The organism is Vogesella oryzae, assembly GCF_902829295.1.
GTDB lineage: Bacteria > Pseudomonadota > Gammaproteobacteria > Burkholderiales > Chromobacteriaceae > Vogesella > Vogesella oryzae.
On sequence record NZ_CADEPL010000025.1, the window covers coordinates 1 to 20,611 of the forward strand.

The following is a 20,611-nucleotide window of genomic DNA, read 5'->3' on the forward strand; positions in this document are numbered from 1 at the left end:
GAAGAAGGACTCTGCCATAGCATTATCCCAGCAATTGCCACGGCATGAGTCGCCGTGGCAATTGCTGGGATAATGCTATGGCAGAGTCCTTCTTCAGCAGCCTGAAGAAGGAGCGTATCCGCAAGCGGATTTATAAAACCCGCGACTTGGCCAAGTCAGATGTATTCGATTACATCGAAGCTTTTTACAATCGCACCCGCCGCCACAGTCACCTGGGTGGCATCAGTCCCGAGGCCTTTGAGCGGGCCTCGGCGTGAGGCAGGAGTTTGTCTGCTGCACCCGGGACAGTCCAATGAGCACTAGTCAGTGAACAAACGAACTGGTGGTATCCGGATAGAAACTTAGTTGGTTCTTCATTATGCATTTGGATTGTCAGGTGGGGTGATAAGATAGATGGGGGCTGTGGGGGGTAGTCCCTGCAGGAATGTACCTGATTGATTTTCAGGAGAAAATTTCATGAAAATCATAGTGTTGTAATGCGCAGTGGACGGATTTATTAGAAGACTTGCAGAAATATTAGAAGGGAGTCAGGGATGGAAACCGGCGTTTCCTGGGGCGGGGAAAACAAAAAAGCCCTTGATTTCTCAAGGGCTTAGTTGCGTGGTCTGGCGGAGAGGGAGGGATTCGAACCCTCGGTACGCTCGCACGTACGCCTGATTTCGAGTCAGGTACATTCGACCACTCTGCCACCTCTCCGCGACAGGCTGCGCAGTATAGATTCGACCCTTGTCGATGTCAACTGCTGGCATACTGCTAGCCCCGCACACGGCGCGCTGAAAGGAATGCAGTGAAACTATCTAACAGGTTGGCCGCGATCGCGCCGTTTCAGGTGATGGCGATTCTGGAAAAGGCGCGCGCGTTGCAGGCAGATGGGCATGACGTGATCCATCTGGAGGTCGGCGAGCCGGATTTCGCCACGCCGGAAGCAATCGTGGAGGCCGGGCGCGCGGCGCTGGCGGCCGGGCATACTTTCTATACTGCGGCGCAGGGCCTGCCGCAGCTACGGCAGGCGATCAGCGATTTTTATCGCAGCCGTTTTGATGTGACGGTGGCGCCGGAACGCATCATCGTCACCCCCGGGGCTTCCGGTGCATTGCAGATTGCGCTGTCGCTGCTGGTGGATCAGGGCGACGGGGTGTTGATGCCGGACCCGACCTATCCGTGTAACCGCCACTTTGTCAGTCTGCTGGGCGGCGTGCCACAGACGGTGGCGGTGGATGCCACTACCCGTTACCAGTTGCTGGCGGACGCGGCGGCGGCCAACTGGCAGGCCAATACCGTGGCGACCATGGTGGCCACGCCGGCCAATCCTACCGGCACGGTGCTGAGCCGTGTCGAAGTGCGCGATCTGGCCGAGCTGTGCCGCGACAAGGGGGGCGCGCTGATCGTGGACGAGATCTACCAGGGGCTGACTTACGGCGCGGATTCGTTCAGCGCGCTGTCGCTGGCGGACGATGTGTTCGTGATCAACAGCTTTTCCAAGTATTTCCAGATGACCGGCTGGCGGCTGGGCTGGCTGGTGGTGCCGCAGGATTATGTGGAGCCGGCGCTGCGGCTGGCGCAGAACCTGTTTCTGTGCCCGCCGGCGGCGGCGCAGCATGCGGCATTGGCGGCCTTCCAGCCGGCGGTGATGGCGCAACTGGAGGAACGTCGAGCCGAGTTTGGCCGCCGCCGCGATTACTTGTTGCAGGCACTGCCGGAGCTGGGCTGGAAAATCGACTCGGTGCCGGATGGCGCGTTCTACATTTATGCCGACGTGTCGGCGGTAACCGATGACAGCTTTGCCTACTGCCAGCGCATGCTGGACGAGGTCAAGGTCGCCATCACACCGGGAGCGGATTTCGGCAGCTACCGAGCCGGCCAGTACGTGCGCGTGGCCTACACCACCGGCATCGAGCGGCTGGCGGAGGCGATTGCCCGCATGCGCGCAGTGCGTTAATTAGCGGACACGGTTGCGGCCAACGTTAGCCGCAGCATGGCCGTCTCGGTTTGGCGGGTGTTTGCCCGCCATTTTCGTTGGCGTGATGCAATTGCTGGCAGTGGTATACGCGGTTGCGCTTGGTGCCAAGAGTTGTGGCGCCGGATGGCGTAAGCTCAGCGGGTAAACAGCTCGTGGCCGTCGAGATTGCGCTTTTCGGCCTCGGCAAACTGCAGTGGCTGGGCAGCACGGAAGCCGCAAAGATGGGCGACCAGCAGATCCGGAAGCTGCTCGATGCGCACATTGTTGTTGCTGACGGCTTCGTTGTAGCGTTCACGGTGCGCGGCGATGGCTTCTTCCTGCTCGCTGATGCGTACCAGCCGGTGCTGTAGCTGCCGGTCTGCCAGCAACTCTCCGCTGCTGGTGGCCTGGGAGAAAATCTGGGCAGTGAGGCTGCGCAGCTCGCTCTCCAGCTCGCCGATGCGGCCAACGTTGGCCGCGCGCGCCGCTTCCGACAGCATGGCGCGCGTCTCCATGACCTGGCCGAGCAGACTGGGGTCGAACTGGCTGTAGCTGCGACAGGCTTCCACCAGTTTGGCCAGTTCTTCGTGGCGCTGCTTCAGCAAGGCATCGATATCGGTCCAGCATCTTGCGACCATGTGCCGCAAGCGCACCAGGCCGTTGTACAGGGCTACACCGTAGAAAAACAGCACGGCAAACGCCGCCAGCAACAGGAGCAAGGGCATGGAGGTCTCCGCAAAATGAGGCGCCATCGTCGTTGCGCCGCCGGCGCGCTGTCAAGCCGGCAACGTAGATAGGAACAGTGCATGCTTACCATCAATATCATTGGCGCCGGGCGTCTGGGCAAGACGCTGGCGAAGCTGGCGCAGCAGAGCGGCCGCTACCGCATTGGCGCGGTGTTGTGCCGCAGTCTGACTGCGGCGCAGCAGGCCTGCGCTTTTATCGGCGGCGGCGAGCCGTGTGACAGCCTGCAGGCGCTGCCTGCGGCCAACCTTACCCTGTTGGCGGTGCCGGATGGCGCCATCGCCAGCGTGGCTGCCGAGCTGGCTGCCAGTGGCGGGCTAGCGGCGGGAAGCGTGGCGTTTCACGCCAGTGGCGTGGGCGAGGCGGCACTGCTGGCACCGTTGGCCGCACAAGGGGTGCTGTGCGCTAGCCTGCATCCGGCGTTCTCTTTTGCCGAGCCGGCGCGGGCGGTGCAGGGCTTTGCCGGTACCCGCTGCGCGCTGGAGGGCGATGCGGCGGCCTTTCCCTCGCTGCAGGACTTTGCCAACGCCATTGGTGGTGTGCCGTTTGCGCTGGCACCGGGTGGCAAGGCCGCCTACCACGCGGCACTGTCGATAGCTTCCAACTACCTGGTGACCCTGCACGATCTGGCGTCACGGGTCGCGGCACAGGCCGGCATGACCGATGAGGTGGCTGCTGCGGTGCTGGGTGGGCTGATGCGGCAGACACTGGAAAACACGCTCACACTGGGGCCGCAGCTGGCGCTGACCGGCCCGATCGCTCGCGGCGATGCCGGTACCGTAGCCAAGCATCGCGCCGTGTTGTCGACACAAGACGATGCGCTGTACTGCGCACTGGGGCAGGCGACGGCAAGGTTGGCCGCAACGCGGCTCGACGCCTCGGTGCAAGCCGGATTGCAGCGGGTGCTGCAGCCGGCACTCAAGGCGTAGTGAACGGATTGGCAGGTGCCTGGCGGTAGCCCTGCTGTAATAGGCTGGCGATCAGCCAGTGGCTACCCTGTGTTGCAACCCAGAGGTTGCGTAGCAGGTAGGGAAGCCCTACCAACAAGATTCCTTCCGCCGGTCGGGCGGCCAGCAAGCCGGCAAACGCGAACTCGGAAACCAGTAGCCAGCGGCCGTGCCAGATCAGCCCCTCGCTCAGCGCCCACAATGTGGGTGTGATGCAGGCCAGCCAGTTGAAGCCACCGATGAGGCGGCGTTCTGGCAGGGTGGGGTGATAAAAAATCAGGGTGCTAGGCGCTGGCATGCTGGTGGTACTAGGCGGCGTGAATCACGAAAATCGCCGGCCGCTTGTGGAAGTCCGGCGCCTGTTTCGGCCAATCCTTCACCAGCCGGCTGACGATGGTCTGTGTCGGTGCGGTGAGGTCGGCGGCCACGCACAGCCGGGTGGCCGGTGCCAGCGTTTCGCGCAGCTGTTGCAGCAGCGCGTTGTTGCGGTACGGCGTTTCGATGAACAGCTGGGTTTCGTTGTTCTGTTTCGAGCGCAATTCCAGCGCCTTGATCGCCTTGGCGCGTTCGGCGGCGTCTACCGGCAGGTAGCCATGAAAGGCGAAGCACTGGCCGTTGGCGCCGCTGGCCATCATCGCCAGCAGGATCGACGACGGGCCGATCAGCGGCTCCACGCGGTAACCTTTCTCGTGCGCCAGCGCCACCAGTTGCGCGCCGGGGTCGGCCACGGCCGGGCAGCCGGCTTCCGATACCAGTCCCACGTCCAGTCCGGCGGCCAACGGTGCCAGTAGCGCGGCTACGTCGGCGGGCTTGGTGTGCTCATTGAGGGTGTTCATCACCAGTTCGCGGATTGGCGTGCTGACGCCCAGCTGTTTCAGGTGCTTGCGCGCGGTCTTTTCCGCTTCCACCACAAAGTGGGTGATATGAGTAACGCGGGTACGTTCGCCTTCCGGCAGCCACGGAGTGTCGCCTTCGCCCAGCGGAGTGGGGATCAGATACAGGGTGCCGGCCATCACAGGATCTCCACGCCTTCGTTCTGCAACATGGTGACCAGCGCGAACAGCGGTACCCCGATCAGCGCGTTGGGGTCGTCCGCTTCCACTTTCTGTAGCAGCGCGCCGCCCAGGGTTTCGCTCTTGGCGCTGCCGGCACAGTGCAGTGCGTCCGGCTCGCGCGTCAGGTAGTTGCGGATTTGCTGTTCGGTCAGCTGGCGCAGGGTAACCCGGGTGATGCCGACGTCTTCCTGGATATGGCCGCTGTTGCTGTTATAAAGAGCAAGGGCGGAGTGGAACACTACGGTGCGGCCACTCATCCATTTGAGCATTGCTACACCGGCTTCAAAATCGGCCGGCTTGCCGATCTGCTGGCCGTCCAGCAGGGCCACCTGATCGCCGCCGATGATCAGGGCATCCGGAAAGCGTTCGGCCAGCGACATGGCCTTGGTGCGGGCCAGGCGCACCGCAGTATCCAGCGCGGTTTCGCCGGCTAGCGGGGTTTCGTCGCAGACTGGCGCCATGGCGGTGACGGGCAGACCGAGGCGTTCGACAATTTCGCGGCGGTAGCGTGAAGTGGAGGCGAGGACGATCTGCATGAAAATTCCGTTTGCGGTAAGCTGCGTGCCTTGCCGGCGGCGTTTCATGGTGTTTGCCACGCCGGCGGCCGCTAAATGCAGCCTAATCCCTGATTGTTTTGACAAATTACCTGCCGCGATTATATCATCCAAGGTTTATGTCTAACCCGATTTTGATTGATCCGCTCGCTTTCGCCCGCGACGGCGGTCAGTTCGATAAAGAACTGGCCATTGCCGACCTGGACGAACGGGTGCACGAGGTGCTGGCGTCGACTGCCGGCGCGGTGAAGTTGTCGCTGTCCGGTTTTTCCGACCGGCTGCGTCGTCCTTCGCTGCGTTATGCATTGACGGCCAACGTCGAGCTGAGTTGTCAGCGCTGTCTGGGTGTCATGCCATTCGAGGTCGAGAGCGAGGGTGTTATTACACTGTTCGTTAACGAATCGAAACTGGATGACGCGGTAGCGCAGGACGAAGAACTCGACGCCATCATGGCCGAAGACGAGTTCGATGTGCTGGCACTGATCGAAGACGAAATCATTATGGGCTTGCCGCTGTCGGCGAAACACGACGACTGCGGTTCGGAGCATCTGGAGCGCGCCAAGGCTGATAAGCCTAACCCGTTTGCGGTACTGGCGACGCTTAAGAAATCCGGGTCCTGAACTTTTACTTGAATTTCTTAGGAGTCGACCATGGCTGTTCAACAGAACAAAAAGTCCCCGTCCAAGCGCGGCATGCATCGTGCACACGATTTTCTGACCGCTCCGTCCCTGGCTAAAGAGCCGACCACCGGTGAAACCCACCTGCGTCACCACATCAGCCCGAACGGCTTCTACCGTGGTCGTCAGGTTGTTAAAGCCAAGGGCGAGTAATTTCGTCTCTACATCGCTACCTATTTTCTTAACTATTGGCAGACTTCCTGCCGTTCCACGTTAATGACCATCACCGTAGCGATCGATGCCATGGGCGGTGACGTTGGCCTCAAGGTCACCGTCCCGGCATCTGTAAAATTCCTTCAGTACACCCCCGACGTTAATCTGATCCTGGTAGGCGACAGTGCCGGCATTGAAGCCGAGCTGGCCGCACAACCGGCGTCCGTGCGCGCGCGTATTGCCGTGCAGCATGCCACGCAAGTGGTCGGCATGGACGAGGCGCCACAGCTGGCGCTGAAGAACAAGAAAGATTCGTCGATGCGGGTGGCGATCAACCTGGTCAAGGATGGCCAGGCGCAAGCTGCTGTCTCCGCCGGTAATACCGGTGCGCTGATGGCAACCGCCAAATTCGTGCTCAAGACCATTCCGGGGATCGACCGTCCTGCCATCGCCAAGATGATGCCGGGTACCGGTGGCGAAACCTGTGTGCTGGACTTGGGTGCCAACGTAGATTGCTCGCCAGAGCAGCTGCTGCAATTCGGCATCATGGGTGCCGAGCTGGCTGCCAGCTTGCAACACAAGCAGAACCCAACCGTGGGGCTGCTGAATATCGGTTCCGAAGACATCAAGGGTACCGAGAACATCAAGCGCGCGGCCGAGTTGCTGCGCGATTCCGGCCTGAATTTCTACGGTAACGTCGAAGGTAATGACATCTTCAAGGCAACGGTAGATGTGGTAGTCTGCGACGGTTTTACCGGCAACGTGGCGCTGAAAGCCTCCGAGGGGCTGGCGCACATGATTGCAACCTTCCTGCGCGAAGAGTTTGCCCGCACGTGGTGGACCAAGCTGTGCGCACTGGCCGCCATGCCGGTGCTCAAGCACTTCAAGGCCCGCGTCGATCCCCGTCGCTACAATGGCGCCAGCTTCCTGGGCCTGCGCGGGATCGTGGTGAAAAGCCACGGCGGCACTGATGCGCTGGGATTCCGTATCGCACTGGAGCAGGCTTGCGAGGAAGTCCGCGCCAATGTGATTGGTCACATCACGGACCGGGTCGCTTCCCAATTACAAAATCTCAAGCGCCCCGAGTCTGAAGCTTAAAGTTAGCTCATGACCTACTCCCGCATTCTCGGTACCGGCAGCTATCTGCCGGATACCATCATGACCAATGCCATGTTGGCCGAGCGTATCGAAACCAGTGACGAGTGGATTGTGTCGCGAACTGGTATTCGTGCGCGCCACATTGCCGCCGAAGACCAGAAAACCAGCGATCTGGCCTATCTGGCGTCGCTGCGTGCACTGGAAAGTGCCGGCTTGCAGGCCAAGGATATCGATCTGATTATCCTGGCAACCACCACCCCTGACATGGTGTTCCCGAGTACGGCCAGTATCCTGCAGGAAAAGCTGGGCATTCCCGGGGTGCCGGCTTTCGATGTGCAGGCGGTGTGTGCCGGTTTCGTCTACGCGCTGGCCACCGCCAACGGCTACATCAAGAGCGGTATGGCGAAGAACGTACTGGTGGTCGGTGCAGAAGTCATGAGCCGGCTGCTGGACTGGGATGATCGCCGTACCTGCGTGCTGTTCGGCGATGGTGCCGGCGCCGTGGTGGTGGGGGCCTCCGACGAACCGGGCATCCTGCATGCCAAATTGGCGGCCGATGGCCGCTACCGTGACATTCTCAAGACCGAGGCGCAGATCGCCGATGGCGAGGTGGACGGTACCCCCTATCTGTACATGGATGGTCCGGCGGTATTCAAGTTTGCGGTCAAGGCGCTGTCCGATATCGCCGAGAAAACACTGGCCGAGGCCGGTGTGGCGCAGGACAACGTGGACTGGCTGGTGCCGCATCAGGCCAATATCCGCATCATCGAGGCGACGGCCAAGCACCTGCAGCTGTCAATGGACAAGGTGATCGTTACCTTGCCGGAGCAGGGCAATACCTCGGCCGCCTCCATTCCGCTGGCGTTCGACCATGCCGTACGTAACGGCCAGATTCAGCGTGGGCAGACGGTGCTGATGGAAGGTATCGGCGGCGGTTTTGCCTGGGGCGCGCTGCTGTTGCGTTACTGATGCCTGGACAGGCGCGGCATTGCTGCGCCTGTTTGCTGCCTAATTGACGTGAATGTCGGCCAATGACGACAAACTCCTTTTCATACGGGTGTTTGATCGTTTTTTTGCATTAATGCGGCCAACTCGTCATCATTCACCCCGTTTCAAACTGGAGGCCCGCTATGGCGTTTGCCTTTCTCTTTCCCGGCCAGGGTTCGCAGAGCCTGAAAATGATGGACGGCTTTGCCGACCTGCCGGTTGTAAAACAGACTTTCGATGAAGCTTCTGCCGCACTGGGCGAAGACCTGTGGGCCATGCTGCAGGCCGAAACGGCCGATGCGATCAACGCCACCGTCAATACCCAGCCGCTGATGCTGGCTGCCGGTGTGGCCACCTACCGCGCCTGGCTGGCACAGGGTGGTGCCGTGCCTGCTGCCGTTGCTGGTCACAGCCTGGGTGAATACTCTGCGCTGGTGGCGGCTGGTAGCCTGGATTTTGCCGATGCGGTGAAACTGGTGCGTCTGCGTGCGCAGGCAATGCAGGAGGCCGTACCGGCAGGTGAGGGCGCTATGGCCGCCATTCTCAACCTGTCGGATGACGATATCCGCGCCGCCTGTGCCGAAGCGGCACAAGGCGAGGTGGTGGAGCCTGTGAACTTCAACTCGCCGGGTCAGGTGGTGATTGCCGGTAGCAAGGCTGCTGTCGAGCGCGCCATGGAGCTGTGCAAGGCCAAGGGGGCCAAGCGTGCACTGCCGCTGCCGGTGTCGGTGCCGTCGCACTGCACGCTGATGAAGCCGGCTGCGGCGCGTCTGGCTGCGGCACTGGCCAACGTTGAAATCAAGGCGCCGCAGCTGCCGGTACTGCATAACGCCGATGTGGCGGCCTACAGCGATCCGGCGCAGATTCGCGATGCGCTGACCCGTCAGCTGTACTGCCCGGTGCGCTGGACCGAAACCATCCAGCAGCTGGCTGCCGATGGCATCGTGCTGATGGCGGAATGCGGTCCGGGCAAGGTGCTGGCAGGTCTGGCCAAGCGTATCGACGGCAATGTCAATTGCCACGCGCTGACCGATGCCGCCAAGCTGGAAGCGGCCCGCGCCGAACTGGCATAACGAATACAGGTTGGCCGCATGCGGCCAACCTTGGAGAACGAAATGAGCTTGCAAGGTAAAGTTGCACTGGTCACCGGCGCATCGCGCGGTATCGGTGCTGCCATTGCCGATACGCTGGCTGCCGCCGGCGCCAAGGTAATCGGTACTGCTACCTCCGAATCCGGTGCTGCAGCCATCGGCGAGCGCCTGGCGCAATGGGGCGGTGTCGGCATGGTGCTGAACGTGGGTGAAGAAGGTGCTATCGATGCGCTGATCGACACCATCGGCAAGGAGCACGGCGACGTGGCCATTCTGGTCAACAACGCTGGTATCACCCGTGACGGCCTGTTGATGCGCATGAAAGACGAAGACTGGGATGCCATCATGGATACCAACCTGAAGTCGGTATTCAAGGCGTCCAAGGCGGTGCTGCGCAGCATGATGAAGGCCCGCGTTGGCCGCATCATCAACATCGCTTCGGTGGTGGGGGTGATGGGTAACGCCGGGCAGACCAACTACGCAGCCGCCAAGGCCGGCATCATCGGCTTTACCAAGTCGATGGCGCGCGAAGTCGGTAGCCGTGGCATTACCGTTAACTGCGTGGCGCCGGGCTTTATCGATACCGATATGACCCGTGCGCTGCCGGAAGCGCAGCGCGAGATGCTGGTTGGCCAGATTGCGCTGGGACGACTGGGCGATGCGCAGGATATCGCCGATGCGGTGCTGTTCCTGGCGTCCGACAAGGCTGCCTACATCACCGGTCAGACCTTGCATGTCAACGGTGGCATGCTGATGCCGTAAGGCGTTGGCCGCAACAGCTTGTCAACAAACAGCCACCTGGCTGACATCATTTCTGCATTGAAAGATGTTCTAGGTAGGCTACTCTGGTTTTTTTTTGTAGAATGGCGGGGTTTTGTTATCCCGAGCACAGAAAGGTAAAGGGTTTAAACAAATGGAAAACATCGAAGCGCGCGTAAAGAAGATCGTTGCCGAGCAACTGGGCGTGAATGAAGCCGAAGTGAAGATCGACTCTTCCTTCGTTGACGATCTGGGCGCTGACTCCCTGGATACCGTTGAGCTGGTTATGGCACTGGAAGAAGAGTTCGAGTGCGAGATTCCGGATGAAGAAGCCGAGAAAATCACTACCGTTCAGCAAGCTGTAGACTACGTTACCGCTCACCTGAACAAGTAATTCCTTTTCGGATTTACCAGGACCTCTGCCGGTGTGGCTACACGCGCCTGCAGAGGTTTTTTGCTGTAGCAGTTCTGAAACGCGTGTTTGATTTCATGCTGCAAGGTATTGATTCCCGCGTCGGGACTAACGGGAGCCTGGCTCCCACATTTCACGGAGATACCCTGTGTCTAAACGCAGAGTAGTAGTGACCGGCCTCGGACATGTGTCCCCGGTCGGTAACGATGTCGCCAGCGGCTGGGCCAATCTCCTGGCTGGCAAGAGTGGTATCACCACGATTACCCGTTTTGACGCCAGCGATATCGCCTGCCAGGTTGCGGGCGAGGTCAAAGGCTTCGACATTAGTCAGTATATTTCGGCGAAAGATGCACGTCGGATGGATGTATTCATCCATTACGGCATCGCGGCTGCGCTGCAGGCCGTGGCCGATTCTGGCCTCGACGACGTGCCGGGTCTGGACAAGACCCGTGTCGGTGTGAACATCGGTTCCGGTATCGGCGGCCTGCCGCTGATCGAGGAAACCGGCGTGGCTCGCCACGAAGGCGGTATCCGCAAGATCGGTCCGTTCTTCATTCCGGGTTCGCTGATCAATATGGTTGCCGGTCACGTGTCCATTCTCAAGGGCTATCAGGGTCCGAGCTATGGCATCGTGTCCGCCTGCACCACCGGTGCGCACTGCATTGGTGATGCCGCCCGCGTGATCCAGTACGGCGACGCCGACGTGATGGTAGCCGGTGGCGCCGAAGGCACCATCTCCAGCCTGGCGGTTGGCGGTTTTGCCGCGATGAAGGCGCTGTCCACCCGCAACGATGATCCGGCCACCGCCTCCCGTCCGTGGGACAAGGGTCGTGACGGCTTCGTGATGGGCGAGGGTGCCGGTGTGCTGGTGCTGGAAGAGTACGAGCACGCGGTGAAGCGTGGCGCCAAGATCTACGCCGAGCTGGTTGGCTTCGGCATGAGCTCCGACGCACATCACATCACCGCACCGAGCGCCGAAGGCCCGGCTCGCGGCGTGCTGAATGCGCTGCGCGACGCCAAGCTGAATCCGGGCGACGTGCAGTATGTGAACGCACACGGCACCTCCACCCCGCTGGGCGATGCCAATGAAACCAACGCGCTGAAGATCGCGTTTGGTGATCACGCCAAGAAACTGGTAGTCAACTCCACCAAGTCGATGACCGGTCACTTGCTGGGCGGTGCCGGCGGTGTGGAAGCGATCTACTCGATTCTGGCCGTGCACAACCAAGTATCGCCACCGACCATCAACCTGCACGAGCAGGATATCGAAGGGGGTTGTGATCTGGACTACTGTGCCAACACCGCCCGCGACATGAAGATCGATGTAGCGATCTCCAACTCGTTCGGCTTCGGCGGTACCAACGGTACCCTGGTGTTCAAGCGCGTATAAGCCATGTCCGGTCGCTCAGGCGACATTGACAGCCAAGGCCGCTGCGATAAACTCGCGCGGTCTTTTTCTTTTGCGGCCAACGTTTTGCGCGTTGGAGCCGAACCCATGCATTACGAACTGCTGAATCACTCTCCCGATTTGCTGGCGCTGCACGCTGCCGACCGCGCGCGTTTCCCCTATCTGTTGCAGTCGTCAGGCGACATCGGCTGGGACATCCTGATGGCGTTGCCGGCAGAGGCGCGTGTCTATCACGAAGGTGACGGCGCGGCGTTTCTGGCCGATGTGCGGGCCTTGCCGGCACCGCAGCCGGTGGTCAACCCGCATGGCCTGCCGTTTACCGGTGGCTGGTTCGTGTACCTGGGTTACGACCTGCTGTCCGAGTTCGAGCCTTCGGTGCCGCAGGCAATCAGCGACAGCTTCCCGTTGGCCGCATTGACGCGTGTTCCGGCCGCCATCCTGCATGATCGTGCCGGCAAGCAAAGCTGGCTGCTGGCGGAAAGCGCCGCGCAGTTGGCCGAACTCAAGGCCGCGTTGCAGGCGGTGGCGGCGTTCAGTCCACGACCGGTGACGCTGCAGGGCCTGGAGGAAGATCCGCCGCACTGGTACACCGATGCGGTGGTGAAGCTGAAGGACTACATCTACGAAGGCGACGTGTTCCAGGTCAACATCTCGCGTGGCTGGCGCGCCACGCTGGGTGAAGACGTGCGACCGATGGACCTGTATGCCGCACTGCGTCGTGCCAATCCCGCACCGTTCTCGGCGCTGGCAGACTTTGGTGATGCGCATATCGTCAGCTCCTCGCCGGAGCGGCTGGTGCGCGTGCACGACGGCTGGGTGGATACCCGCCCCATCGCCGGTACCCATCCACGTTCGGTGGATGCTGCCGAGGATGCGGCCTTGAAGCAGCGGCTGATCAGCAGCATCAAGGAGCGCGCCGAGCACGTGATGCTGATCGACCTGGAGCGCAACGATCTGGGGCGCATCTGCCAGCCAGGCACGGTGGAAGTGAACGAGCTGATGGCGGTGGCCAGTTACGCCTACGTGCACCACATCGAATCCAATGTCCGCGGGCGTATCCGTCCGGGGGTCGATACCGTGGACGTGTTCCGCGCGTTGTTCCCGGGCGGCACCATCACCGGCTGCCCCAAGGTGCGCACCATGCAGATCATCCGCGAACTGGAAAACAGCGCGCGCCGCGCCTATACCGGCAGTCTTGGTTACCTGAACCGCGATGGCACGCTGGACGTGAATATTCTGATCCGCACTTTCATGCAGCAGGGGCAGCAGCTGCGCTTCCGTGCCGGCGGCGGCATCGTCGCCGATTCCGACCCACAGCGCGAACTGCAGGAAACCCGCCACAAGGCACGCGGCCTGCTGCGCGCACTGGGCGTGGAACAAGCCTGATGCTGATCAACGGCCTGCCCGGCGACTGCATCAGCGCCAGCGACCGCGGCCTCGCCTACGGCGACGGGCTGTACCGCACGCTGGAAGCCAGCCATGGCACGCCGCTGTTGTGGCACTGGCAGTGGCAAAGGTTGGCCGCAGACTGCGCACAGCTGCGGCTGCCGTGCCCTGAAGAGGCGCTGCTGCTGGCCGAAATCGCGCAAGTCGCCGCCATGCTGCCGCGCGCGGTGGTCAAGATCGTGCTGACCCGCGGTGTGGGTCAGCGCGGCTATGCCATGCCCGACAGCTGCAGTCCGACGCGCATCGTCAGCGCCAGTGCCTGGGGAGGGTATCCGCCGGAGCGGGCGCAGCAGGGCATCGTGGCGCGCTGGTGCGATACCCGCCTTGCCGTGCAGCCCTTGCTGGCGGGGGTGAAGCATCTCAACCGGCTGGAAAACGTGTTTGCCCGCAGCGAGTGGCAGGACCCTGCCGTCGCCGAAGGGCTGATGCTGGACATGAGTGGCACGGTGGTGGAAGGCACCATGAGTAATCTGTTCATCGTGCGCGGCGGTGAACTGCTGACCCCACCGCTGGATCGTTGCGGCGTGTCTGGTGCCATGCGCGCCAGTGTGCTGGACGCGGCGGCCAACCTTGGCATCACGGCAGGAGAGGCGCGGCTGCTGCCGGACGAGGTGCTGGCTGCGGACGAGGTTTTCGTCTGCAACAGTCTGGCCGGCATCTGGCCGCTGCGCCAACTGGGTTCTCGGCAGTGGCAGGACTGGCCATTAACCCGCCACCTGCAACTGGCGCTGCAGGACGGCAACTGACGCGGCGGCGTTACGCCAGCGCGACAAACCACTCTTCGTGGCGTTGCAGAGCGGCCAACGTTGGCCGCGCGCTAATGGCGTCATGCAATGCCAGGCTGAAGCCATCCACGTCGCTGATGGCTTCGTAGATTTCCATCCAGGTGTGCGCATCATCACGACGTTGCAATAATCTGCCTTGAATTCCTGTTTTTTCTATTATTTCTGCCGTTAGTTCGCTTATTAGTTGCTTGGTTGGCAGAAAATTGTCACTGACGCGGTAATACACATACAGCGAGGCGGGCATGGGTGTTCCTTTTGCGCTGCAAAAATAAGGTTATGATAGCCGCTCTTCTTTGATGGCACGGGACAGCAGCATGCAGGTGGGTGAGGGCGGTTTGACCCTGGTGGTGATCGGCGTCGGCCTGATCGGCGGTTCGTTTGCCTTGGCACTGAAGCGTGCCGGCAAGGTGGCGCGGGTGATTGGCGTCGGCCGTTCTGCGGTCAACCTGCAGCGCGCGGTCGAGCTGGGCGTGATCGACGTCGCCAGCCACAGTGCTGCCGAGGCGGTGCGTGACGCCGATATCGTGCTGGTAGCCACGCCGGTGGGGCAGATGGGGCGGGTATTTGCCGAGATCGCACCACACTTGCCGGCCCGCTGTGTGGTGACCGACGGCGGAAGTACCAAGAGCGATGTAGTGGCGCTGATGCGGGAGCATTTGCCGGCCCATCTGGCGCAGTGTGTGCCGGCACACCCGATTGCCGGTTCCGACCTGTCCGGTGCGGCAGCTGCGCAGTATGGCCTGTACGATAACCGCCGCATCGTGGTGACCCCGCTGCCGGAAACCGCGCCCGCCGCTGCCGAGCTGGTGCGCGAACTGTGGCAGGCCTGCGGTGCGCGCGTCTACCAGATGAGCGCCGGCGAACACGATGCGGTGTTCGCCACCGTCAGCCATTTGCCGCACCTGCTGGCGTTCGCCTATGTGGATGCCATCGTCGGCAAGGCCGATGCCGAGCGCTGCTTCGACTTTGCCGCGACCGGTTTTCGCGATTTCACCCGTATCGCCGGCAGCCATCCGGAAATGTGGCGCGATATCGCGCTGGCCAATCGTGATGCTTTATTGGTGGAGCTGGAGACGTTTCAGCGCACGCTGGATGCACTGCGTGCCGAGCTGCAGGCCGGCGATGCCGAGGCGATGATGCAGCGCTTTGAGCGCGCCCGCGCCGCCCGCCACAACTGGCAGCAGAAATTCAATCGGGGCAACGCATGACGATCTGGGTAGATGCCGATGCCTGTCCCGGTGTAATCAAGGACATCCTGTTCCGCGCCGCCGAGCGTACCGGCGTGGCTACCGTGCTGGTGGCCAACCAGCTGCTGCGGGTGCCGCCATCGCCACACATCCGCGCGCTGCAGGTGCCGGCGGGTTTCGACGTGGCCGACAACCACATCGCGCAGCAGGCGCAGCCGGGCGACATCGTGGTGACGGCTGACATTCCGCTGGCGGCGCAGGTGGTGGCCAAGGGCGCGCTGGCGCTCAATCCGCGCGGCGAGCTGTACAGTGACGCCACCATCCGTGAGGCGCTGGCGCTGCGCAATTTCATGACCGAGCTGCGCGACAGCGGGGTGCAGACCGGAGGCCCGGCGGCGTTCAGCCAGCGCGACCGCGCCAACTTCGCCGCACAGCTGGACAAGCTGCTGCACAAGTTGGCCGCAAAGCGCTAGCCGCCGCTGGCGCGAATCACGCCCTCCTTGTCCGCCGGCTGCCAGCCGGCCGGTTTCAGGATCTTGCCATCGGCGCGGCGTACCACCTTGCCGTCCACGCATTTGGCGAGGTTGGCCGCATGGATGGCGGCAAACATGTCTTCCAGCGGCAGGCCCTGCGACAGCAGCAGTCCGATCAGCACGTTCAGCACATCCACTCCCTCGGCCGCCAGCTCGGCGCGCAGCCGGGTCTGCCCGGCCGCGTCGGCCTGCGGCAGGCCTTGGTAGTCCTGCAGCGCGGTCATGAATTCCTGCCACTCCTCCTGCAGCATGGTGTGCCACATGGTCAGCGCCTCGGCGTGGTAATGGGGCTGGGCGGGTAAAGCCATGTCGAAGCGCTGCATGAAATCGCGGCGCAAGGTAAATGGATTGCTCATCTTGTGTGACTCGAGTATTACTGGCGCAATATTTTGTGTTTTAAAGTTTGTCATGACAAGAGCAAGGCATGAAAAAAGCCGCTGCAGAGGCAGCGGCTTTTGGCGGCAGGGCAGTGCTTAACCGGCGGCCAGCTTGCCCAACACCTCAAAGTAGTCCGGGAAGGTCTTGGTCACGCATTTCGGGTCGTTGATGATCACCGGCGTGCCCAGCAGCGCCACTAGCGAGAAGCACATCGCCATGCGGTGGTCGTCATAGGTGTCGATCTCGGCATTGGCGGTCAGCGTCGCCGGCGGGGTGACGCTGATGCTGTCCTGGGTTTCCACCACCGTGGCGCCGACCTTGCGCAGCTCGGTGGCCATTGCCGCCAGGCGATCGGTTTCCTTCACCCGCCAGCTTTCCACGTTGCGGATGGTGGTGGTGCCGTCGGCGGCCAGCGCGGCCACCGCGATGGTCATCGCCGCGTCCGGGATGTGGTTGAGGTCGACGTCGATGGCCTTGAGGCCGCCGGCAGGCGCGCGCGCTTCGATCCAGTTGTCGCCCATGCTGATCTCGGCGCCCATCAGCGCCAGCGCGTCGGCAAACTTCACATCACCCTGGATGCTGCTGCGGCCAACGCCTTCCACTCGGACCGGTCCGCCAGCCAGCGCGCCGGCTGCCAGGAAGTAGGATGCGCTGGAGGCATCGCCTTCGACGTGGATCTCGCCCGGCGACTGGTAACGTTGGCCACCGGCGATGCTGAAGCGCTGCCAGCCGTCACGCTGCACGGTCACGCCGAAGCGCGCCATCAGGTTGAGGGTGATCTCGATATACGGCTTGGAAATCAGCTCGCCGACTACCTCGATGGTGACGCTCTCGCCGGTCAGCGGCAGCGCCATCAACAGCGCGGTGAGGAACTGGCTGGAGACGTTGCCTTTCACCGGAATCACCTTGCCGGCACGGATGCTGGCGGGCTTGATCTGTAGCGGCGGGAAGCCGTCGTTGCCGAGGTAGGCGATATCGGCGCCGGCGACGCGTAGCGCATCCACCAGATCGCCGATCGGGCGCTCATGCATGCGCGCTACGCCGTGCAGGTGATAATTACCCTGCATCAGCGCCAGCGCAGCGGTGAGCGGGCGGAAGGCGGTGCCGGCGTTGCCGAGGAACAGGTCGGCATCCTTCACCGCAAAGGCGCCGCCGGTGCCATGCACCAGAAAATCACGGCTGTCGCCTTGCTGTTCCACTTTCACGCCCAGCGTGGCGAGGGCTTCCAGCATGCGGCGGATATCGTCGGAATCCAGCAGCTCGCGCACCAGGGTCGGGCCGTCGGCCAGCGCGGCCAGCAGCAGGGTGCGGTTGGAGATGCTCTTCGAGCCGGGCAGCTTTACCGTGCCGGCGAGGCGGGGAATCGGGTGCAGCGTCAGTTGTTCCATGGTCTTTCTTTTGGTTGCCTGCGCGGTTGGCCGCGCGGTGTGATCTCGTGCAGCGACTGTACCGTTTTTGTGCAGTGCGAGGCAAACCTGTAGCAGCGCGGATAGCTGCGTTACAATGTTTGGTTTTGATTCAAGGCGATGTGACATGCCTACGTTGAAACCTGTAATTACCATCGATGGCCCGTCCGCGTCCGGCAAAGGCACCGTGGCTGCGCTGGTGGCGGACAAGCTGGGCTTGCATTACCTGGATTCCGGCGCGCTGTACCGCTTGACCGCGCTGTACGCGCTGCGCGAGGGCGTGAGCTGGGAAGACGCACAGGGCGTGGCCAGGTTGGCCGCACAGCTGCCGGCAGCTTTTCGCGACGGCAAGGTGTGGCTGGATGGACACGATGTCAGTGCCGCCATCCGTGCCGAAGATATCGGCATGGGGGCCTCGAAAGTCGCTGCGCTGCCGGAGGTGCGCGCCGCGCTGCTGGAGCGCCAGCGTGCTTTCCTGGTGCCACCGGGGCTGGTGGCGGATGGCCGCGACATGGGTTCGGTGGTGTTTCCGCGCGCCGAACTGAAAGTTTTTCTCACCGCCAGCGCGGAAGTTCGCGCCGAAAGACGTTATAAGCAGTTGATCGCAAAAGGAGAATCTGCTAATCTCGTTCAGATTCAGCTGGATATTTCCGAGCGTGACGCGCGTGACGCGGCTCGTCCGGTTGCCCCGCTGCGACAAGAGCCGGATGCCCGCTTGCTGGACACCTCGGCCCTGACTATCGACCAGGCGGTCGATCAGGTGCTGGCGTGGTTCGCCGCTGTCTGATTCTCGGATGGCTGGCGATAGCCGCAAGCCCGTAGACCGGCTATTCGTTTTTTGTAAACGCCGCCTGTAACTCCTTGCGCTGGCGGCGTATTTCAACTTGACCCGCGTGACGCAAGGCACGCTTATGTGAGTATACGAATGACTACCTTCGAAATGGAAAGCTTTGCCGCGCTGTTTGAGGAAAGCCTCTCCCTGCAGGAAATGCGCGCTGGTGAAGTGATCACCGCTGAAGTGGTTGGCGTTGATTCCAACTTCGTGACCGTTAACGCCGGTCTGAAGTCCGAATCCCTGATCCCGGTTGAAGAATTCAAGAGCGACAACGGTCAGCTGGAAGTGCAAATCGGCGACTTCGTGACCGTAGCGATTGACTCCCTGGAAAACGGCTTCGGCGAAACCAAGCTGTCCCGTGAAAAAGCCAAGCGTCTGGCTGCCTGGGTTGACCTGGAAGAAGCGCTGGAAGCTGGCAAGATCCTGTCCGGCGTTATCAGCGGCAAGGTTAAGGGTGGTCTGACCGTTATGGTTAACGGCATCCGCGCCTTCCTGCCGGGTTCCCTGGTTGACGTGCGTCCGGTGAAAGACACCACTCCGTACGAAGGCAAGGAAGTCGAGTTCAAGGTTATCAAGCTGGATCGCAAGCGCAACAACGTGGTTGTTTCCCGTCGCGCCGTTCTGGAAGAGACCCTGGGCGAAGAGCGCAAGGCACTGCTGGAAACCCTGAAAGAGGGCGCAGTGATCAAGGGTATCGTCAAGAACATCACCGACTACGGTGCATTCGTTGACCTGGGTGGTATCGACGGCCTGCTGCACATCACCGACCTGGCATGGCGTCGTGTGAAGCACCCGTCCGAAGTGCTGGCAGTTGGCGACGAAGTAGAAGCCAAGGTACTGAAGTTCGACCAAGAGAAGAACCGTGTATCCCTGGGTCTGAAGCAACTGGGCGAAGATCCGTGGGTGGGCCTGTCCCGTCGTTACCCGTCCGGCACCCGTCTGTTCGGCAAGGTAACCAACCTGACCGACTACGGTGCGTTCGTGGAAATCGAGCAGGGCATCGAAGGTCTGGTACACGTGTCCGAAATGGACTGGACCAACAAGAACGTACACCCGTCCAAGGTAGTTCAGGTAGGTGACGAAGTTGAAGTGATGATCCTCGAGATCGACGAAGAGCGTCGTCGTATCAGCCTGGGCATGAAACAGTGCCAGGCTAACCCGTGGAACGAATTCGCCGACAACTTCAAGAAAGGCGACAAGCTGAAGGGCGCGATCAAGTCCATTACCGACTTCGGCGTGTTCGTTGGCCTGCCGGGCGGCATCGACGGTCTGGTACACCTGTCCGACCTGTCCTGGACCGAAGCTGGCGAAGAAGCCGTGCGCAAGTTCAAGAAGGGTGACGAGGTTGAAGCGCTGGTTCTGTCCATCGACGTGGAAAAAGAGCGCATCTCCCTGGGCATCAAGCAGATGGAAGGTGATCCGTTCAACAACTTCGTTGCCATGAACGACAAGGGCTCCCTGGTTAAGGGCATCGTTAAGTCCGCTGATGCCAAGGGCGCTGTAATCCAGCTGGAAGCCGACGTTGAAGGCTACCTGCGCGCTTCCGAAGTGTCGCGTGACCGCGTTGAAGACATCCGCACCCATGTTAAAGAGGGTGACGAAGTTGAAACCGTGATCATCGCTGTTGATCGCAAGTCCCGCTCCATCAGCCTGTCCATCAAGGCCAAGGACATGCAGGAAGAGAAAGCTGCCATGGCAGCCGTATCCTCCGATGCCAACGTGTCTGCTGGTACCACCAGCCTGGGCGCGCTGCTGAAAGCCAAACTGTCCGGCGGCAACGAGTAATTTATGGACATGACCAAATCTGAGCTTATTGCGAGGCTTGCCGAGCGTTATCCTCAGTTGGTCGCCAAAGATGCTGAGCTGGCCGTCAAAACCATTCTGGATGCGATGGCCGGCAGCCTGGCAAAAGGGCAGCGAATCGAGATTCGCGGCTTCGGTAGCTTCGATCTGAACTACCGTCCGCCGCGGGTTGGCCGCAACCCCAAGTCCGGCAGCAGCGTTGTCGTTCCTGAGAAATACGTGCCTCACTTCAAGGCAGGCAAGGAATTGCGCGAGCGAGTTGATCTCGAGGACGGCGCTGACCAATAAGTTGCTTGTTGTCTGTCTAGCAAAACGCTGCGACCACCGGTCGCAGCGTTTTTTTATGCCCTGCGCGCTTGGGGGGCTTCACGCTTTCGTTTAAACTTGCAGGGCTGATGGCGGTGCCGTCAGCAT

General features: G+C 61.6%; 24 protein-coding genes, 1 tRNA gene and 1 pseudogene. 18 read left to right on the plus strand and 8 right to left on the minus strand.

Going from position 1 to position 20,611, the window contains the following annotated elements:
- Positions 1–44 precede the first annotated feature (44 nt).
- Positions 45–257, plus strand: a pseudogene (locus tag HU218_RS10640) (IS3 family transposase); the annotation flags it as partial.
- Between the two features lie 349 nt (positions 258–606).
- Here the strand turns inward: HU218_RS10640 and HU218_RS10645 are convergent.
- Positions 607–696 (minus strand) — tRNA-Ser (locus HU218_RS10645).
- Between the two features lie 91 nt (positions 697–787).
- Here HU218_RS10645 and HU218_RS10650 point away from each other — a divergent pair.
- Positions 788–1,939, plus strand: a complete 1,152-nt coding sequence (locus HU218_RS10650) for a pyridoxal phosphate-dependent aminotransferase (protein ID WP_174874924.1) — start codon at positions 788–790, stop codon at positions 1,937–1,939.
- A 155-nt stretch (positions 1,940–2,094) separates the two neighbouring features.
- Here the strand turns inward: HU218_RS10650 and HU218_RS10655 are convergent, their stop codons facing one another.
- Positions 2,095–2,664, minus strand: coding sequence for a LemA family protein (locus tag HU218_RS10655; RefSeq protein ID WP_174874925.1), 570 nt, complete (start codon positions 2,662–2,664; stop codon positions 2,095–2,097).
- Positions 2,665–2,745: 81 nt separating this feature from the next.
- Between HU218_RS10655 and HU218_RS10660 the strand changes: the two genes are divergently transcribed.
- Complete coding sequence (locus HU218_RS10660; RefSeq protein ID WP_174874926.1) at positions 2,746–3,612, plus strand: Rossmann-like and DUF2520 domain-containing protein; 867 nt, start codon at positions 2,746–2,748, stop codon at positions 3,610–3,612.
- Here HU218_RS10660 and HU218_RS10665 read toward each other — a convergent pair.
- From HU218_RS10665 to HU218_RS10675, 3 genes are read right to left on the minus strand one after another with little or no spacing between them, the layout of a single operon-like run.
- Complete coding sequence (locus tag HU218_RS10665) at positions 3,602–3,928, minus strand: hypothetical protein (protein ID WP_174874927.1); 327 nt, start codon at positions 3,926–3,928, stop codon at positions 3,602–3,604. The two genes, HU218_RS10660 and HU218_RS10665, sit on opposite strands and share 11 nt — an antisense overlap.
- 10 nt (positions 3,929–3,938) lie before the next feature.
- On the minus strand, positions 3,939–4,643 hold the full coding sequence (locus HU218_RS10670; protein WP_174874928.1) for an SAM-dependent methyltransferase: 705 nt from the start codon (positions 4,641–4,643) through the stop codon (positions 3,939–3,941).
- Complete coding sequence (locus HU218_RS10675) at positions 4,643–5,221, minus strand: Maf family protein (RefSeq protein ID WP_174874929.1); 579 nt, start codon at positions 5,219–5,221, stop codon at positions 4,643–4,645. The genes HU218_RS10670 and HU218_RS10675 overlap by 1 nt, the downstream gene beginning before the upstream one ends.
- Before the next feature lie 137 nt (positions 5,222–5,358).
- Between HU218_RS10675 and HU218_RS10680 the strand changes: the two genes are divergently transcribed.
- From HU218_RS10680 to pabC, 10 genes are all read left to right on the plus strand, one after another.
- On the plus strand, positions 5,359–5,859 hold the full coding sequence (locus HU218_RS10680; RefSeq protein WP_174874930.1) for a YceD family protein: 501 nt from the start codon (positions 5,359–5,361) through the stop codon (positions 5,857–5,859).
- A 30-nt stretch (positions 5,860–5,889) separates the two neighbouring features.
- Positions 5,890–6,069, plus strand: a complete 180-nt coding sequence (rpmF, locus tag HU218_RS10685; protein ID WP_017509929.1) for a 50S ribosomal protein L32 — start codon at positions 5,890–5,892, stop codon at positions 6,067–6,069.
- A gap of 63 nt (positions 6,070–6,132) precedes the next feature.
- Positions 6,133–7,167, plus strand: a complete 1,035-nt coding sequence (gene plsX, locus HU218_RS10690; RefSeq protein WP_174874931.1) for a phosphate acyltransferase PlsX — start codon at positions 6,133–6,135, stop codon at positions 7,165–7,167.
- Between the two features lie 9 nt (positions 7,168–7,176).
- Complete coding sequence (locus HU218_RS10695; RefSeq protein WP_174874932.1) at positions 7,177–8,136, plus strand: beta-ketoacyl-ACP synthase III; 960 nt, start codon at positions 7,177–7,179, stop codon at positions 8,134–8,136.
- 161 nt (positions 8,137–8,297) lie between these two features.
- Entirely contained in the window at positions 8,298–9,227 is a 930-nt protein-coding gene (gene fabD, locus HU218_RS10700) for an ACP S-malonyltransferase (protein ID WP_174874933.1), read from the plus strand.
- A 42-nt stretch (positions 9,228–9,269) separates the two neighbouring features.
- Positions 9,270–10,007: a 3-oxoacyl-ACP reductase FabG gene (fabG, locus tag HU218_RS10705; protein WP_174874934.1), complete on the plus strand. Its 738-nt coding sequence runs from the start codon at positions 9,270–9,272 to the stop codon at positions 10,005–10,007.
- A gap of 151 nt (positions 10,008–10,158) precedes the next feature.
- Positions 10,159–10,398, plus strand: a complete 240-nt coding sequence (gene acpP, locus HU218_RS10710) for an acyl carrier protein (protein WP_047965576.1) — start codon at positions 10,159–10,161, stop codon at positions 10,396–10,398.
- A 166-nt stretch (positions 10,399–10,564) separates the two neighbouring features.
- Entirely contained in the window at positions 10,565–11,806 is a 1,242-nt protein-coding gene (gene fabF, locus HU218_RS10715; RefSeq protein WP_174874935.1) for a beta-ketoacyl-ACP synthase II, read from the plus strand.
- Between the two features lie 105 nt (positions 11,807–11,911).
- Positions 11,912–13,210, plus strand: coding sequence for an aminodeoxychorismate synthase component I (locus tag HU218_RS10720; RefSeq protein ID WP_174874936.1), 1,299 nt, complete (start codon positions 11,912–11,914; stop codon positions 13,208–13,210).
- Positions 13,210–14,016, plus strand: a complete 807-nt coding sequence (pabC, locus tag HU218_RS10725; protein ID WP_174874937.1) for an aminodeoxychorismate lyase — start codon at positions 13,210–13,212, stop codon at positions 14,014–14,016. Before HU218_RS10720 ends, pabC begins: the two co-directional genes overlap by 1 nt.
- 10 nt (positions 14,017–14,026) lie before the next feature.
- Here the strand turns inward: pabC and HU218_RS10730 are convergent, their stop codons facing one another.
- Positions 14,027–14,299: a DUF4936 family protein gene (locus HU218_RS10730; protein WP_174874938.1), complete on the minus strand. Its 273-nt coding sequence runs from the start codon at positions 14,297–14,299 to the stop codon at positions 14,027–14,029.
- Positions 14,300–14,369: 70 nt separating this feature from the next.
- Here HU218_RS10730 and HU218_RS10735 point away from each other — a divergent pair, with 70 nt between their 5' ends.
- A complete protein-coding gene (locus tag HU218_RS10735) occupies positions 14,370–15,263 on the plus strand; it encodes a prephenate dehydrogenase (RefSeq protein ID WP_174874939.1) in 894 nt (297 codons plus the stop codon).
- Positions 15,260–15,715: a YaiI/YqxD family protein gene (locus tag HU218_RS10740; protein ID WP_088966823.1), complete on the plus strand. Its 456-nt coding sequence runs from the start codon at positions 15,260–15,262 to the stop codon at positions 15,713–15,715. The genes HU218_RS10735 and HU218_RS10740 overlap by 4 nt, the downstream gene beginning before the upstream one ends.
- On the opposite strand, the gene HU218_RS10745 is transcribed toward HU218_RS10740, so the two are convergent.
- A complete protein-coding gene (locus HU218_RS10745; RefSeq protein ID WP_174874940.1) occupies positions 15,712–16,131 on the minus strand; it encodes a pyrophosphohydrolase domain-containing protein in 420 nt (139 codons plus the stop codon). The two genes, HU218_RS10740 and HU218_RS10745, sit on opposite strands and share 4 nt — an antisense overlap.
- 117 nt (positions 16,132–16,248) lie before the next feature.
- Positions 16,249–17,541, minus strand: coding sequence for a 3-phosphoshikimate 1-carboxyvinyltransferase (gene aroA, locus HU218_RS10750; RefSeq protein WP_174874941.1), 1,293 nt, complete (start codon positions 17,539–17,541; stop codon positions 16,249–16,251).
- 145 nt (positions 17,542–17,686) lie between these two features.
- On the opposite strand from aroA, the gene cmk reads away from it, so the two are divergent.
- The 3 genes from cmk to HU218_RS10765 all read left to right on the plus strand — a co-directional run bounded on the left by cmk (position 17,687) and on the right by HU218_RS10765 (position 20,485).
- Complete coding sequence (gene cmk / locus HU218_RS10755) at positions 17,687–18,346, plus strand: (d)CMP kinase (protein WP_174874942.1); 660 nt, start codon at positions 17,687–17,689, stop codon at positions 18,344–18,346.
- Between the two features lie 153 nt (positions 18,347–18,499).
- Complete coding sequence (rpsA, locus tag HU218_RS10760; RefSeq protein ID WP_174874998.1) at positions 18,500–20,179, plus strand: 30S ribosomal protein S1; 1,680 nt, start codon at positions 18,500–18,502, stop codon at positions 20,177–20,179.
- Between the two features lie 9 nt (positions 20,180–20,188).
- Positions 20,189–20,485, plus strand: coding sequence for an integration host factor subunit beta (locus HU218_RS10765; RefSeq protein ID WP_174874999.1), 297 nt, complete (start codon positions 20,189–20,191; stop codon positions 20,483–20,485).
- Positions 20,486–20,611: the final 126 nt, after the last annotated feature.

Excerpts from the sequence above, each read along its gene's own strand:
- HU218_RS10655 (WP_174874925.1), bottom strand. The coding sequence starts at position 2,664 with ATGCCCTTGCTCCTGTTGCTGGCGGCGTTTGCCGTGCTGTTTTTCTAC.
- HU218_RS10670 (WP_174874928.1), bottom strand. The coding sequence starts at position 4,643 with ATGGCCGGCACCCTGTATCTGATCCCCACTCCGCTGGGCGAAGGCGAC.
- plsX (WP_174874931.1), top strand. The coding sequence starts at position 6,133 with ATGACCATCACCGTAGCGATCGATGCCATGGGCGGTGACGTTGGCCTC.
- pabC (WP_174874937.1), top strand. The coding sequence starts at position 13,210 with ATGCTGATCAACGGCCTGCCCGGCGACTGCATCAGCGCCAGCGACCGC.
- rpmF (WP_017509929.1), top strand. The coding sequence starts at position 5,890 with ATGGCTGTTCAACAGAACAAAAAGTCCCCGTCCAAGCGCGGCATGCAT.
- HU218_RS10660 (WP_174874926.1), top strand. The coding sequence starts at position 2,746 with ATGCTTACCATCAATATCATTGGCGCCGGGCGTCTGGGCAAGACGCTG.
- rpsA (WP_174874998.1), top strand. The coding sequence starts at position 18,500 with ATGGAAAGCTTTGCCGCGCTGTTTGAGGAAAGCCTCTCCCTGCAGGAA.
- HU218_RS10695 (WP_174874932.1), top strand. The coding sequence starts at position 7,177 with ATGACCTACTCCCGCATTCTCGGTACCGGCAGCTATCTGCCGGATACC.
- aroA (WP_174874941.1), bottom strand. The coding sequence starts at position 17,541 with ATGGAACAACTGACGCTGCACCCGATTCCCCGCCTCGCCGGCACGGTA.
- HU218_RS10720 (WP_174874936.1), top strand. The coding sequence starts at position 11,912 with ATGCATTACGAACTGCTGAATCACTCTCCCGATTTGCTGGCGCTGCAC.
- HU218_RS10730 (WP_174874938.1), bottom strand. The coding sequence starts at position 14,299 with ATGCCCGCCTCGCTGTATGTGTATTACCGCGTCAGTGACAATTTTCTG.
- fabG (WP_174874934.1), top strand. The coding sequence starts at position 9,270 with ATGAGCTTGCAAGGTAAAGTTGCACTGGTCACCGGCGCATCGCGCGGT.
- HU218_RS10665 (WP_174874927.1), bottom strand. The coding sequence starts at position 3,928 with ATGCCAGCGCCTAGCACCCTGATTTTTTATCACCCCACCCTGCCAGAA.
- HU218_RS10680 (WP_174874930.1), top strand. The coding sequence starts at position 5,359 with ATGTCTAACCCGATTTTGATTGATCCGCTCGCTTTCGCCCGCGACGGC.
- acpP (WP_047965576.1), top strand. The coding sequence starts at position 10,159 with ATGGAAAACATCGAAGCGCGCGTAAAGAAGATCGTTGCCGAGCAACTG.
- HU218_RS10745 (WP_174874940.1), bottom strand. The coding sequence starts at position 16,131 with ATGAGCAATCCATTTACCTTGCGCCGCGATTTCATGCAGCGCTTCGAC.
- HU218_RS10675 (WP_174874929.1), bottom strand. The coding sequence starts at position 5,221 with ATGCAGATCGTCCTCGCCTCCACTTCACGCTACCGCCGCGAAATTGTC.
- cmk (WP_174874942.1), top strand. The coding sequence starts at position 17,687 with ATGCCTACGTTGAAACCTGTAATTACCATCGATGGCCCGTCCGCGTCC.
- fabD (WP_174874933.1), top strand. The coding sequence starts at position 8,298 with ATGGCGTTTGCCTTTCTCTTTCCCGGCCAGGGTTCGCAGAGCCTGAAA.
- HU218_RS10765 (WP_174874999.1), top strand. The coding sequence starts at position 20,189 with ATGACCAAATCTGAGCTTATTGCGAGGCTTGCCGAGCGTTATCCTCAG.
- HU218_RS10735 (WP_174874939.1), top strand. The coding sequence starts at position 14,370 with ATGCAGGTGGGTGAGGGCGGTTTGACCCTGGTGGTGATCGGCGTCGGC.
- HU218_RS10740 (WP_088966823.1), top strand. The coding sequence starts at position 15,260 with ATGACGATCTGGGTAGATGCCGATGCCTGTCCCGGTGTAATCAAGGAC.